Source organism: Prevotella sp. E9-3 (assembly GCF_022024015.1).
GTDB lineage: Bacteria > Bacteroidota > Bacteroidia > Bacteroidales > Bacteroidaceae > Prevotella.
On the sequence record NZ_CP091786.1, the window covers coordinates 1,367,917 to 1,382,177 of the forward strand.

A 14,261-nucleotide genomic window follows, 5' to 3' on the forward strand; every position below is an offset into this window, starting at 1 on the left:
GTTTGTTACCGATGCAATGACAGTTGATGATTGTGTTGCATCGTTTTTAGTTGTCGTTTTGCATTATTGCTTCAACCGCTCTTGAACATACGAGTAGTAGTTCTCAGGGTCTATGTCTTTGGGGAATAGGTGGCCAAGCACCATCTGGCACTCTTTCGGATTGCAGGCGCATGCCTTTTTCAGATATCTGAGGTATTCTTCATGTCGCCGCAAATCATGACAGATCAAGGCCATGTAAGCATATCCCTCATTGCTGTTTTCGCCCGCAAGCTGGAAATACCTGTGCATCATTTCGTAACTACCCTCTAAGTAGTGGTTGTCGTAGAGTGAAACAATGATGCGCAACAAGGTTTGCTGGGGCTCGTCGCTACTGACTACTGCTTGACGGAAATATTCCTGAGCTTCATTCACACGGCCTGCCTGAAGCATGACGTGACCTTTGACTACACACACCTGTAGGTGGTCGCATTCAAGGGTGTTGGTCATGTCGAGATAATTAATAGCCTCGTCAGGATTCCCTTTCTCGCTGTAGGCAAAGGCAATCTCCTGATAGATGTCGGCCAGATAAGGTGAGTCAGGTGGAGCCACCTGGACGGCTTGCTGCAGGCGTTGAAGCGCCTCATCGTTTTGTCCTGTGTTGATAAGGCATGTGCTTTCGTGAAGAATGGCAAACTCATCGTCAGGCACTTGCTGAAGGTATCGGCGATAATACTCCAACGCTTTCTCGTAATTACCCAATCGATAAAGGGCGTTTGCTTTTGCCACGATGCCTTCAGGATCGTCAGGATCAATAGCAATGGCATACTCACTGCTCTCGATAGAACCTGAGTAGTCTTCGTTCATGAACTGGGTAGTGGCCAGTGCGTTCCAATAGCGTTTTTGAAACGGATCGTGCTCAATGAGCTCATTCCACAAACGCTGGGAATCTTGGTATTTGCCAAGTCCGAAAAGGGTACGAGCCATGAGTTCCTTGAACTGTGGCGTGTTCTCGGGTTTTGCACGTTGCATCCATTCCAAGGCTTTATCGCTCACACCGTAGTCGCTGTATATGTTGGCCACATCGACTACGTAGTCCTGACTCTCTTCGGGGGGGACATTCTTGAATTCCTCGAGAAAATAGGCATCGGCCTCGTCGGTGCTTCCTTCAACAATCATAATCTCGCCACGATCGTAGATGTAGTCGGGCTCGTCGCGTTCAGTAATCTGATCGAGTAATTGCCAGGCTTTTTTCGTATCACCGCAGTACAAGGCTTCGTGAATACAATAGGTGAGGGGAGCAATGGCACCTGGCGACAGACTCAAAGCCAACTGGATGGCCGACTTCGCCTCAGTGGGGCGGTCGGTCATCTGGTAATAGTCGGCTATCTCGGCCAGTTCATCGGCATCGAGAAAAACAGGCTCGTTGTTCTGCACGGCCTTTTCATATTGGGCCAGCAGATCGATAAATTCTTGTGAGTCGAAATATTCGTCGCCAGTATTCTTCATTCTTTATTTCTTCCAAGTATCCTTCAGACCTACGGTTTTGTTGAATACCGGGTGTTCGGGTGTAGAATCAGGATCGACGTTGAAATAGCCAATGCGCTGGAACTGCAGATAGCTTAGCGATTTCATCGTGGCGGCAAACGGTTCGATATAGCAGCCCTTCAGTACGTGGAGTGAATCGGGGTTGATGATTTGTTTCATCGCAGTGATAGCATCGCACTGTTGCTCGTCGCGAATAGCAGCCATGTCATCACGAGGATTCTCAACTTTCCATAGACGGTCGTATAGGCGAACTTCAGCCTCTACGGCATGTTTGCAACTCACCCAGTGAAGGGTCTTGCCCTTAATTTTTCGATCGGCACCGGGCATTCCGCTGCGAGTTTCAGGATCGTAGGTACAGTAGATGGTGGTTACGTGGCCATCGGCATCCTTGTCGCAGGGGTGCTCTTCGTCACACTTGATAATATATGCGTTCTTTAATCTAACTTCCTTGCCAGGAGCCAGGCGCATGAATTTTTTCTCGGCCACTTCCTGGAAGTCGTCACGCTCTATCCACAACTCGCGGCTGAACTCTACCTCGTGAGTTCCATCGGCCTCGTTCTCAGGATTGTTCACAGCGGTGAGTTGTTCAACTTTGTCCTCTGGATAGTTGGTAATAACCACCTTAACTGGATCGAGTACTGCCGATACACGGATGGCACGTGAGTTCAAATCATCGCGTACTACACTCTCCAGCAATGCCATGTCGTTCAGAGCATCGAGTTTGGTATAACCAATTTTGTCGATGAATTTTACAATACTCTCAGGACTGTAACCACGACGACGGAATCCGCAGATAGTTGGCATGCGGGGATCGTCCCATCCGCTCACCATGCCGTTCTGTACCAAAGCCAGGAGGTTACGCTTAGACATGAGTGTATAGTTCAGGTTCAGTTTGTTGAACTCAGTCTGACGGGGACGGTTGTCTTCAATATCCGTAGTTTCGCCTTTCCATTCTTTCATCCATGTTACGAACAGGTCGTAGAGGGGGCGATGTTCAACAAATTCGAGTGTGCAGAGTGAGTGGGTGACTCCTTCAAGATAGTCGCTCTGACCATGAGTGAAGTCGTACATGGGATAGGCATTCCACTTATCACCAGTTTTCACGTGGGGAATATTCAGTACACGATAGATAAGTGGGTCGCGGAACAACATGTTCGAATGGGTCATGTCAATCTTGGCACGCAGTACCATCGAACCTGGTTCACATTTGCCGCTGTTCATAAACTCGAAGAGACGAAGGTTCTCCTCAATGGGGCGGTCGCGGAACGGTGAGTTGGTGCCGGGGCTGGTGGTTGTACCCTTTTGCTGGGCAATCGTTTCGGCACTCTGCTCATCAACATAGGCACGTCCCTGCTGGATGAGCCAAACGGCAAAGTCCCACAATTGTTGGAAATAGTCAGAAGCATAGTAAACATTTGACCACTGATAGCCCAACCATTTGATGTCCTGCTCAATGTTTTCTATATACTCGGTGTCCTCCTTTACAGGGTTGGTGTCATCGAATCGCAGGTTGCATTCGCCGCCATATTTCTTAGCCAAACCGAAGTCGATAGCGATGGCCTTGGCATGGCCTATGTGCAAATAGCCGTTGGGTTCAGGTGGAAAACGGGTCTGGATACGTCCGCCGTTTTTGCCGGCCGCAAGGTCGTCACGGACAATTTGTTCAACGAAACTAACGGATTTTTTCTCTTCGCTTTCAGTAATTACTTTCTCTGACATATTCTAATTCTAAATGAAGTGTTAGATTTTATTTCAGTATTTGTGAATATATATATTCGCTTTGCGCACTATAATAAATACAATGTAATAATAAATAATGTGCAAAGGTAAGAATAATTATTGGAAAACGGGATTTTTTGTTGTTAAAAACAGAAAACTGCTAAATAACATATAAAAAAGTTTTGAACATTAAACTGTATGATTTATCTTTGCAGTGTTATCCTGAATACAATCTTTTTACCTTAAAAAGACTAATACCTATTGAGTTAAATGCTCTGCACTGTGAAGTGCGGGGCATTTTTTTATTATTCTATACCTCGTTCGTTGAGGGCTCGGGCATAACGGGCTGCATTCTTAAGATGGTCGTTATAGGAGTGGGCAAAATTGTGAGTGCCTGAGAAATCTTCTTTTGCACACATGTATAAATAATTGTGGGATACACGGTTTAAGACGGCATCAATACCTTTGATACTGGCAATTTTAATAGGACCAGGAGGAAGACCTTCATATTTGTAGGTGTTGTAAGGACTGTCGGTGTTGAGCATTCCATGGCGGATGCGATGGATGGCAAAATCGCCCAAGGCAAACTTCACCGTAGGATCTGCCTGGAGAGGCATTCCTACATGCAGGCGGTTCAGGTACATACCGGCTATCATCGGCTTTTCCTTGGTGTTGGCAGTTTCTTCATCGATGATGCTGGCCAGGGTGCATACTTCGACAGGGGTGAGGCCAATAGCTTCAGCCTTATGAAGACGTTCGTAGTTCCAAAAAGTGTCGTGTTCACGTTTCATGCGCTGAAGGAACTTGTCGATATTGGTGTCCCAATACACTTCATAAGTGTTGGGCACAAACATGGCAGGAATGGTCTGTGTGGTATAGCCCAGTGAAGCACAGTAAGCCGAATCTGTCAATGAGCAGGCAATGGTCGTGCTGTCAATCATGAGTTTCCTACTCAATACACCAGCCAATATCTGTATGGTTCGACTCTCAGGGATGGTGAGCATTACAGGTGCCTGCTGACCGTTGCGTAGACGGCGGAAAATGGTTATCACGCCATCGTTGGGATTAACAGCAAAGCGTCCGGTGCGGATGTGATTTTCGTAATCGCTGTGACGCAGTAGAGTGCCAAGGGCAGTCATTCCATGACGTGAGCCAACAGTGGAGAATTTATTATATACAGAGTCGATATTGTCATTGGCATCGATATATACATATTCTGTCTGGGTGTGATAAGTGAAACCTGTGAAGAAATAGTAATAAATAATTACTAACAAACCGACAAAGCATATACCGGCAGGCAATAGATAGAAATATTTTTCGCTGAATAGTTTCTTGTTGATCATATTTGTTCGAAATTTTATGGTCTTTTTTTTATGGTGATGTGTGGTGCTATAACGGCAGTTGCATCACAAAACGAGCTCCTTTGCCTAGACCGCCATAGGTGGTGTCGAGTGTGATGTCACCTCCCAGACGGCGAGCCAGTGAACGAGCTACGGTTAGACCGATACCTGTACCATCGTAGTATTCGTTCAGTTGAACAAACTCTTCAAAGATACGCTCAGCATCTTTCTCAGCAATTCCTATGCCAGAATCTTCAATAGTGAAGAAAATACTGTCGTTGCTGACTGAAAGGCAGAGATGCACCGTTTGCTTTGTAGTGATTTGAACGTCGCCTGTTGCCTCGGCTCCACGAGTGAATTTGCGGGCATTGTCGAGAAGGAGCGAGAGGGCACGTGTGGCACTGGACAGATGAGTGCGTACCATTTGCGACTCGGCTTCGGTCGTCAGCTGAAGGTCAAAATCAAGATGGGGGGCAGAGGCTACTCCGCTGGCCTCAATGGCTTCGGCTGCAATCTGAACAGCAGGAACCTCATCGGTACGCTCAATGGTGGCACGACTGTTAACATCGCTTAGCTCTAACATCTTATTGACCAGTCCGGTGATGCGGTTGGTATTGTCGATGATCTGTTTGTTGATATCGGCACGGGTGGCATCGTCAAGTTCCATATTTGGGGTGGTGATAACCTGAGTGAAACCAGAGAGGATGTTCAATGGGGTTCGTATCTCGTGTGAAACTTGCTGAATGAAGTTCGTCTTCATCTTTGAAGATTCCTCAGCACGAGCATTGGCAATGGTCAGTTGGGCATTGCTTTCAGCCAGTTTGTCGTAGGCTTTCTGCAGCCGTATGGCAGAGCGACGTCTATTGACGCTATACACAGTGAGGAATACGATAACCAAGGTGAATACAACAATTGAGGTGAGTAAACGTTGCCGGTTGATGTCGGACTGCTGTTGGGCTATCTGCATCTCTTTCTGCTGGGTGTCGTAGATAATGGACAGTTCGGCGGCATCGTCGTTCTTTTGCCAAATAATAGCTGAGTCGAGGGCAGTACAAATATAGTCTGCTACGGCAAGAGCACTGTCGGTACGATGAGCCCCCAGATTGGCACGGAATTTTGGAACCAGTTGGTTCTTGATGTTATCGAGATTGGGCTTAAATCCGTGCAAGCTCATCTGACCATCGAGAATCTGAAAGTTGTCGGCAGCCTCGCTCCATCGATGGGCGGCAATGAGATAGTTGGTGGCTTCCATCTTTCCATCCCCAGTTTTTGCATATTGGGTCTTAAGGGCAGCATGATAGGCCAGAGCAGCCTCTGCTTTACGTCCTAAACCTTCGAGGGCACAAGCGCGGTACAGATAAAGGCGAGCACTCTGCTTGTCTATAAAAAAAGGCTTGGCATCGTTCTGCTTCTTGTATTGGTCGAGAAGTTCTGCGAAACGCTCGGTCCATATGAAAGCCTCTGAATAATACTCGAGATGAAGCAGATTGTCGGTAATGGTGATAATGCCGATAATGGCATTGGAATAACTTTCGGACGAACCATTCTCCGTTTGTATGATGTCTTGATAGATTTCGTAGGCATGTTCGTAATTCTCTTCGGCTTCTTTCTCTTTGCCAAGATGTAACTGACAACCGCCTATTGAAGCATGCAAGCAGGCATAGTCAGGATTCATTGTGTATCCTTTTTCTTTCAGAGTAGCCAAAACGGGGATGCATACATTGATAGTTCCTTCGTAATCACCTTTCAACAAAAGAAGGGTGGAGAGACGGCTGGCTGCCATACCATAGAATTTCGCGTCCTCGTCGGTAGATATGTTGAAAGTAAGGGCTTTTTTCCAGTAAGTCTCGGCCTGACGGTTCATTTGAAGACGAGAGTAAGCATAGCCGCGCCAATAGCTCGATTGAATGCCTTCCACTGAACCAGAGTCTTCCTGTTGGTCGAGGATGGTGAGCATTTGATGGTAATCACGAGCATCATAGGCAGTTTTGATAAGACTGTCTGTGTGAGGTTTAAGTTCAGTATTCTTGCTGTCAGGGCTACAAGAACAAACGAATATGGAAGAGCAGGCAACTATCAGACCTGTGATGTATAGGTGTATTAAATGATTGAAGTGTGTTCGCATCTTCTCAGAGTTATTTCGTTGGTCGTTGGCCACAAAGGTACAAAAGTTCCAGAACAAAACGAGGATTTATGCAAAAAAAATAGGACAAAACGTTTTTTTTTATTACTTTTGTAGCGTAAATAATGCCTTGAAAGGAATGAAATTCAAATTTTCAATCAACTATAGAACGGAATGGGGGCAGCAGCTCATTGTTTGTATGACTTGTCGGGCCAATGATGGAATAGAACGATCGGTTCAACTGCCATTGAATACGCAGGACGGAGAATACTGGGAAGGGGAGACGGTCTTGCTGGAATCGAGAAGAAATGCCATTGACTCTTTTACATATTATTATATTGTAGCCGATCAGGAAGGAAACGAACTGAGAAGGGAATGGACACGGATCGGAAGGAAATATGCTGTCGATGAATCGAAAACATTCATCTTTCACGACCAATGGCTGGATATACCACTGAATAGTCATCTCTATACTTCCGCTTATGAAGTGACAACTGCTCATTCGAATGCTGAAAAGAAACTTCCTTCCTCAAAGTTGCCATTATTTCGAAAGACTGTACTTTTTCATGTTCTTGCTCCATTACTGAAGAAGGGGCAGAAACTGGCTATAGTGGGAAGTCACCCTGCTTTGGGCGCATGGAATACAACTCGTTTCCTGCCAATGGAACAGGTTGGCACGAACGATTGGATGCTGACGCTGAATGTGGACTGGATTGGTATGCCCATTGAATATAAGTATGTGGTTACTGATGAGGCAACCCACGAACTAGTGGAATGGGAAGAAGGTGACAATCGCATTGTGGATGGTGAATTGGCTGAGGGTGAGGTGCTTGTGCTTTGCGGGGAACCTCTACGCCTGGCCGATAAAACTTGGAGAGCGGCCGGTGTGTGTGTGCCTGTGTTTGCCTTGCGTAGTGAACAGTCTTGGGGAGTGGGCGATTTCGGCGATTTGAAACGCTTTGTTGACTGGGCCGCACTTGTGAACATGAAAGTGATTCAGTTGTTGCCGGTCAACGATACCAGAAATTCCCATAGATGGGGTGACAGCTATCCTTATAATATTATGTCGGCCTTTGCACTCCATCCACAGTATCTGGACTTGAACCAGTTAGGCAAACTGAAAGATAAGAAACAAATGACCTCCTTCCTTCGCAGACGGAGCGAGCTGAATGCACTCAGCTATAGTGACTATGAAGCGGTGGAAAGGGTAAAAACAGAATATATACATCTTTTTTTCCATCAAGAAGGGGAAAAAACGCTGACTTCGGAAGAGTTCCTTTCTTGGCGTGAAACGAACAAGATCTGGCTGGATGATGAACCGGAAGAACAGTTCGTACAGTTTCATCTGCACAAACAACTGAAGGATGCCTCCGACTATGCCCGCCAAAAGGGCGTTTTCCTCAAAGGTGATCTGCCTATAGGCGTGAGCAAGGACAGCAGGGAAGTGAAGACTTATCCGACTTTCTTCAACATAGAAAGTCAGACAGGTGCTCCACCTGATGCCTTCTCAATGCAGGGACAGAACTGGGGATTCCCCACATACCATTGGGAACATGATGGGGAGAAAGTTGGAACAATGACAATTGAAGACTGGTTTAGAAGTCGTCTGAAGCATCAGGAACAGTATTTTGATGCTCTTCGTATAGATCACGTATTGGGCTTTTTCCGTATTTGGGAAATTCCTAACGACCAATTGTTTGGAACGATGGGGCATTTTTCGCCAGCACTGCCTTTCACACCAAGTGAGATAGAATATTTCGGACTACCATTCAGGAAAGATTTCTTGACTAAGCCTTTTATCAACGATCGGATAATAGACAAGTTCTTTGGGATTCATGCTGTCTATGTGAGAGATACTTTCTTGGAGAGGAAACCTTATGGTATGTATGAACTGAAACCGGAGGTGAATACGCAAAGAAAGATACAAAAGGCCTTTGAAGGGAAAAATGATGAGAACAGTCTGTGGATACGCGATGCATTATATAGACTGGTGGCTAATGTACTTTTTGTAGAGGATCCCTATCAGGCTGATATGTATCATCCACGTATCTCCGCCTATAAAGAAACTGTGTTTGAAGCTTTGAATAGTGAGGAACGAGATGCCTTTATGCGTCTATATAATCATTTCTTTTATCAACGTCATTCAATGTATTGGGGATCGATTGGTTATAAACGGTTGTCCGATATTCTAAGAGATACAAGAATGATGATTTGCGCAGAGGATTTAGGTATGTTGCCCGACTGCGTGGAACCTGTGTTGGACGCACTCCGCATCCTGACTCTTGAAATACAACAAATGCCTAAGCAGAGTGGGGTGGAGTTCGCTCATTTGGATGGCAATCCAGTGCGAAGTGTGGCAACTATTGCAACGCACGATATGGCTCCCTTGCGACTGTGGTGGGAAGAGAGCCCGGAGCGTACTCAGCGATTTTTTACAACGATGCTTCAGAAACAGGGACGTGCTCCTGAGCATCTGCCTGCCCACCTGGCCGAAGAGATGATTGCCCGACACTTATATTCACCATCGATGCTCTGTGTGCTGGCCTTACAAGACTGGTTGGCTATGGATGGCGAATTGCGCAGAAAGAATCCGCGTGAAGAGCGAATTAATGTGCCAAGTGATCCTTTCAATCGTTGGCAGTATCGCATGCACTTGAATATTGAGGATCTGATGAATGCTAGTCGTTTTAATGGCAAACTGAAAATGATGATTACTCGTAGCAAGCGCTGACCTCATGATATCCTAAGGGAATCCACCCGATGTCTTATGGGAATCTACCCGATGTCTTATGGGAATCTACCCGATGCCTTAAAGGAATGTAGAAGATCTAATGTTTGAATGATGAAAGAATACAATACATATATATTTGACCTTGACGGAACGCTATTGAATACACTTACTGATTTGGCAACTTCTGTCAATTTTGCACTTCGTTCTTATGGAATGCCTGAACATTCAATCGAAGATGTTAGGCTATTCGTGGGAAATGGAGTTAAAATGTTGATGAAGCGTGCTGTTCCTGGTGGTGAGGAGAATCCACTGTTTGAGGAGGCTTTTCAGACTTTTCGTGAGCATTACCTGCAGCATTCACTTGACACTACCTGTCCGTATGAAGGAATTACTCAATTGCTTGAGGAACTGAAATTGCGTGGCAAGCATTTGGCTGTGGTAAGTAATAAGTTCTATCTGGCCACTCAAGAACTCTGCAAACATTTCTTTCCTCAGACCATACAGGTGGCCATTGGCGAACATGAGGTTGAAGGCATTCGCAGGAAACCTGCTCCTGATACTGTGATGGAAGCCCTTAGACAGATGGGCGTTTCAAAGGAGAATGCCGTGTATGTTGGCGATAGCGATGTGGATATTATGACTGCCCGTAATGCCGGGATTCCTTGTATCAGTGTGCTTTGGGGGTTCCGCGATAGGGAGTTCCTTGAAAAAAATGGAGCAACCACTTTCGCAGTTGCTCCACGTGATATTCTCTCTATATAGCGGTTTCTATAGTGCCTCGTCATCAGGGCGAATGGGCTTGCGAGTCAATTTGGGCAGATGTCGCTTCTGTCTCAAATAGGCCTCCTTGCGGGCCTCATAGTCTTCAAGGCGCTTTTCTATAAATCCGTCTGCCATATCTTTCTTTTGTTTTGTAACCTGTATTCTTGCCGTTTGCAGGCTTCTTTCGCATCGTTTAGAAGTTACTGTTTAATGCTTGAACTTAGCAAAGACAGTGCTTATCTCGATGGGCGAATCCTTTCCACCTACCAGTTTTGTACTGCGCAGCGACAAATCGTGGGCAATACTGGTGACTGTTGAAGAACTGGATGCCGTTGTATAGGTAACAGGAACGAGTACAACTTTGTAATGGTCTGACTTCGGATCTGCCCAAGTGGGATCTTTGTCAATGTGCTGCTTGCGCATGTTCCAAAGATGGGTAACCAGTTTTGAAATGTTAGTAAACGAATAGATGTTATATGTTGAATTGAAACTGGTCAGATAGGAAGTCTTGCTATCGGGCAGTGATTTGTGCTCAAAGAAAGCATGCAGACTGTCTTTCATTACCATCAGAAGGTTCTGTGGTGTACCAAGGGTACGCTCGCCAGGATTCTCGATGTTCATACGTTGGAACGAAATCTTTGCAGCAAGTAGGGAGTCGTTCTCATGGCCATTCCAAATGCTGGCTATTGGTAGGGTGGCTTCGGTGAACAGTCCGGCAGGAGTCTTCAGATAAGTCAGCGAATTGTCATTGGCAAGTGTTGTCAAGTTGGACTTGTCGTTGCTGATCTTGATGGTCTGCATCACTTCTTTAGTACCTGCCATTGTGATAGCAGCGCTGAACAATGAGTCGCGGTTTACACGATAGTAAACGCGTAGTCCGATATGAGGTACTGCTGCATGAAAACCAACACCATTTGTAATCTCAAAGAACAGACCTGGACAGATGTCGCGTGCAAAAACGTACGAGTTGGGGAATTGGCCGTTGTGAGATTTCTTATAGGCCAGCAACTTTTGAAGAATGTAGGTGCCGTAATTCTTATAGGTCTTGTTGTCTTTGTCTGTGTAAGCCTGATTAAGTGGAATGTGGATATTGTTCAGGTAGGAAGTAGAATTACGTACGCTGTCATTGTCAGTCTTGTTGTCGTAGGTGAATACGTGATTATAGTCTATGCCTCCTTTAGAAGTGCGCAACAAGTCTTTGACATCATAGTTGGAATAATAGCGAAGAGTCGGATCAACTGCTGTTCCCAGCTCGCGTACTCTGAGCGTCATTGCATTCAGGTTGTCAGTGCTGGAGAAAGGATTGGTGATAAAAAGGATTATATCGCAGGAGTCGGCAACAATTTCTCCATTCTCTTTGCTCACAATATACTCTTCGTCAGAGACATACATGTTGGAGAGAAGATTGAATTGTGTACTGAACTCACTTTTTACCTCTGAGTGAGTTTCAGGGTCTTCAATCTTTCCTAAATAGCAGGAACTGGCAGCGGAAAGAACAGAGTCGGCGATGAGTGTGTTTGTGTAAACCCAGTCTGTCTTGGTGTTGACAGAGAGTTCGTCGCTCTCATTGGTCAACGTGTTTCCTACCGTTAACGTATCTTCATCACAAGAAGAAATGGCTATGGCCGCCATAACGACCCCAGCCATGTAAAATAGTCTATTCATGTGTAATTGAATATTCAAAATCTAAAATACAATCTGCAAATTTGTTTTTCTGTGTGGCGTTCCAATTTTGTTCATGGATTTTATTCCACGTCTGGACAAATCTGATCATAGAATGCTTCATAAGCATCGGCAAAATCTTCTTGATACCCAAGCATAGGAATCTTTTTCTTTTCTACATGCTTCAGCAAACTTGCATTAACATCCTTTTCAGCCAGAATGATTCCATCGCTATAGTCGATAGCCAATTTTCCTAATTCTTCGAAATCAAAGTCGTCCTTATAGTCTTTTAGTAATTCTGCCTTTGCTTCGCGGAATTCCAGGCACTCTTTGAAATTGGCACCAAGATCCTTCTTCAGTGATTTTGCAAATAGTGAGGTTACCACCTTTGTATTGGCAAATGATGGCTCTTCATGATAGGCAGTTTTAATGTATAGGGGAACGACAGCACTCATCCATCCCTGACAGTGGATAATGTCTGGAGTCCAGCGAAGTTTCTTCACGGTTTCCAATACACCACGTGCGAAGAATATGGCACGCTCACCATTATCGGGATAATCTTCACCCATCTCATCGGAAGACATTTGACGTTTGGTAAAATAGTCATCATTGTCAATGAAATAGATCTGAATGCGAGCCGACTGGATACTTGCAACTTTGATAATCAGTGGGTGGTCGGTCTCATTGATGATGAGATTCATACCCGAGAGGCGCTGTACTTCATGTAGTTGACCTCTTCGTTCATTGATATTTCCCCATTTAGGCATAAATGTACGAATCTCGTGACCTTTCTCTTGGATTGCTTGAGGAAGAGCGTGGCCCATTAAAGACATGTTACTATCAGGTACGTAGGGGGCAATCTCTTGATTGATGAATAGGATTTTCTTCTTTTCCATCGTTATAGATGATGATTATTTTTCGCAAAGGTACAAAAAAAAACTTGCAAAAGATAATAAAATGCGCGATTTTAGGAAAAAGTGACATTTTATAGGCTTATTTTTAGTGTTTTTTTTCCTTATTTGTGAAAAATGTTGTTATTTTGCACGCTCAAATTGAAAGCAATGGAAATTTTTAAGAAGATTGTCGAACTTCAGAACGCATTGTTTGAGGCTCGTAAGGCCGGTAAAAAGATTGGACTAGTTCCTACTATGGGAGCACTTCATGAAGGACATGCTTCGCTGGTGCGTCGCAGTATGAAAGAGAACGACTTGACGGTTGTTTCTGTGTTCGTGAATCCAACTCAGTTCAATGATAAAAATGACCTAAAAAACTATCCCCGTACGCTGGAGGCAGACTGCAAATTGTTGGAACAGTGTGGAGCAGACTTCGTGTTTGCACCTGAAGTGGAAGAAATGTATCCAACACCCGATACACGTTCGTTTGAGTATCCTCCTGTGTCAACAGTAATGGAGGGCGCACATCGTCCTGGACATTTTAATGGTGTTTGTCAGGTGGTTAGCCGCCTATTCTATATTGTACGGCCTGATAATGCTTATTTTGGTGAGAAAGACTGGCAGCAGATAGCAGTGATTAAGGCTATGGTTCGACACCTTCAGTTGGATGTTCAAATCGTGGAATGCCCAATTGTGCGTGATGACGACGGATTGGCTCGCTCCAGCCGTAATACTCTGTTGGCTCCTAACGAACGTGCTATTGCACCTACCATCTATAAGGTACTTAAGGAAAGTGTTGACTATGCTAAGAAACATTCGTTGAAAGAGACTCATCAGTTCGTGGTAGAATCTATCAATGCTGTTGACGGACTAGATGTAGAGTATTTTTCAATTGTAGATGGTGATACCCTCCAGGATGTAGCCGATTGGAATGATTCGCCTTATATAGTTGGCTGTATCACAGTTTATTGTGGAAAGACTCCTATCCGTTTGATAGACCATATTAAGTACAAGTCTTCTGGTAAATAATGATATCGGACAAGAGTCTTGTTGATAGTTCAAATTAATTAGAAAATCTTGAATTGATAATAGTATAGTGACAAGTAGTAAATCGTAATTCAAAATGATGATACAAGTTCTGAAATCGAAATTGCACTGCGTTCAGGTGACCGAAGCAAATCTGAATTATATGGGCAGTATCACTGTTGATGAAGATTTGTTGGATGCTGCCAACATGATTGCCGGTGAGAAAGTGCAAATCGTCGATAATAATAACGGTGAACGTTTTGAAACGTATATCATTAAAGGCGAACGTGGTTCTGGATGTGTGTGCCTGAATGGTGCAGCTGCCCGTAAGGTACAAGTTGGCGACACCGTAATTATTATTTCCTATGCCTTGATGGATTTTGAAGAGGCAAAGACCTTCAAGCCTACGGTCGTGTTTCCAAAAGAGAATAAAATAGTATAGTGTTTTTCTCTATTGTCCCTTTTTAGATATTAGCTATTTA

General features: G+C 44.7%; 11 protein-coding genes. 4 read left to right on the forward strand and 7 right to left on the reverse strand.

The window, feature by feature from the left end; all coding sequences use genetic code 11:
- Window positions 1–63: 63 nt before the first annotated feature.
- From L6475_RS04825 to L6475_RS04840, 4 genes are all read right to left on the reverse strand, one after another.
- Window positions 64–1,485, reverse strand: a complete 1,422-nt coding sequence (locus tag L6475_RS04825) for a tetratricopeptide repeat protein (RefSeq protein ID WP_237823012.1) — start codon at window positions 1,483–1,485, stop codon at window positions 64–66.
- A 3-nt stretch (window positions 1,486–1,488) separates the two neighbouring features.
- A complete protein-coding gene (locus L6475_RS04830) occupies window positions 1,489–3,243 on the reverse strand; it encodes a glutamine--tRNA ligase/YqeY domain fusion protein (protein ID WP_237823014.1) in 1,755 nt (584 codons plus the stop codon).
- 305 nt (window positions 3,244–3,548) lie between these two features.
- The gene (gene mltG, locus L6475_RS04835; RefSeq protein WP_237823016.1) at window positions 3,549–4,586 is read right to left on the reverse strand and encodes an endolytic transglycosylase MltG; all 1,038 of its coding nucleotides are present in this window, start codon (window positions 4,584–4,586) and stop codon (window positions 3,549–3,551) included.
- 46 nt (window positions 4,587–4,632) lie between these two features.
- Entirely contained in the window at window positions 4,633–6,765 is a 2,133-nt protein-coding gene (locus tag L6475_RS04840) for a HAMP domain-containing sensor histidine kinase (protein WP_237823018.1), read from the reverse strand.
- Window positions 6,766–6,844: 79 nt separating this feature from the next.
- On the opposite strand from L6475_RS04840, the gene L6475_RS04845 reads away from it, so the two are divergent.
- Window positions 6,845–9,436 carry a 4-alpha-glucanotransferase gene (locus tag L6475_RS04845; RefSeq protein WP_237823020.1) on the forward strand — a complete coding sequence of 864 codons (2,592 nt, stop codon included), beginning with the start codon at window positions 6,845–6,847 and terminating at the stop codon, window positions 9,434–9,436.
- A gap of 111 nt (window positions 9,437–9,547) precedes the next feature.
- Entirely contained in the window at window positions 9,548–10,198 is a 651-nt protein-coding gene (locus L6475_RS04850) for an HAD family hydrolase (protein WP_237824021.1), read from the forward strand.
- 6 nt (window positions 10,199–10,204) lie between these two features.
- Here the strand turns inward: L6475_RS04850 and L6475_RS04855 are convergent, their stop codons facing one another.
- From L6475_RS04855 to L6475_RS04865, 3 genes are all read right to left on the reverse strand, one after another.
- On the reverse strand, window positions 10,205–10,333 hold the full coding sequence (locus tag L6475_RS04855) for a dehydrogenase (RefSeq protein ID WP_237823022.1): 129 nt from the start codon (window positions 10,331–10,333) through the stop codon (window positions 10,205–10,207).
- A 72-nt stretch (window positions 10,334–10,405) separates the two neighbouring features.
- On the reverse strand, window positions 10,406–11,863 hold the full coding sequence (locus tag L6475_RS04860; protein ID WP_237823024.1) for a DUF4270 domain-containing protein: 1,458 nt from the start codon (window positions 11,861–11,863) through the stop codon (window positions 10,406–10,408).
- 80 nt (window positions 11,864–11,943) lie between these two features.
- Window positions 11,944–12,756: a glycogen/starch synthase gene (locus tag L6475_RS04865; protein ID WP_237823026.1), complete on the reverse strand. Its 813-nt coding sequence runs from the start codon at window positions 12,754–12,756 to the stop codon at window positions 11,944–11,946.
- Window positions 12,757–12,921: 165 nt separating this feature from the next.
- On the opposite strand from L6475_RS04865, the gene panC reads away from it, so the two are divergent.
- Window positions 12,922–13,782: a pantoate--beta-alanine ligase gene (gene panC / locus L6475_RS04870; RefSeq protein WP_237823028.1), complete on the forward strand. Its 861-nt coding sequence runs from the start codon at window positions 12,922–12,924 to the stop codon at window positions 13,780–13,782.
- Window positions 13,783–13,876: 94 nt separating this feature from the next.
- Window positions 13,877–14,221 (forward strand): aspartate 1-decarboxylase, encoded by a 345-nt coding sequence (panD, locus tag L6475_RS04875; RefSeq protein WP_237823029.1) that lies wholly within the window; start codon window positions 13,877–13,879, stop codon window positions 14,219–14,221.
- Window positions 14,222–14,261 lie beyond the last annotated feature (40 nt).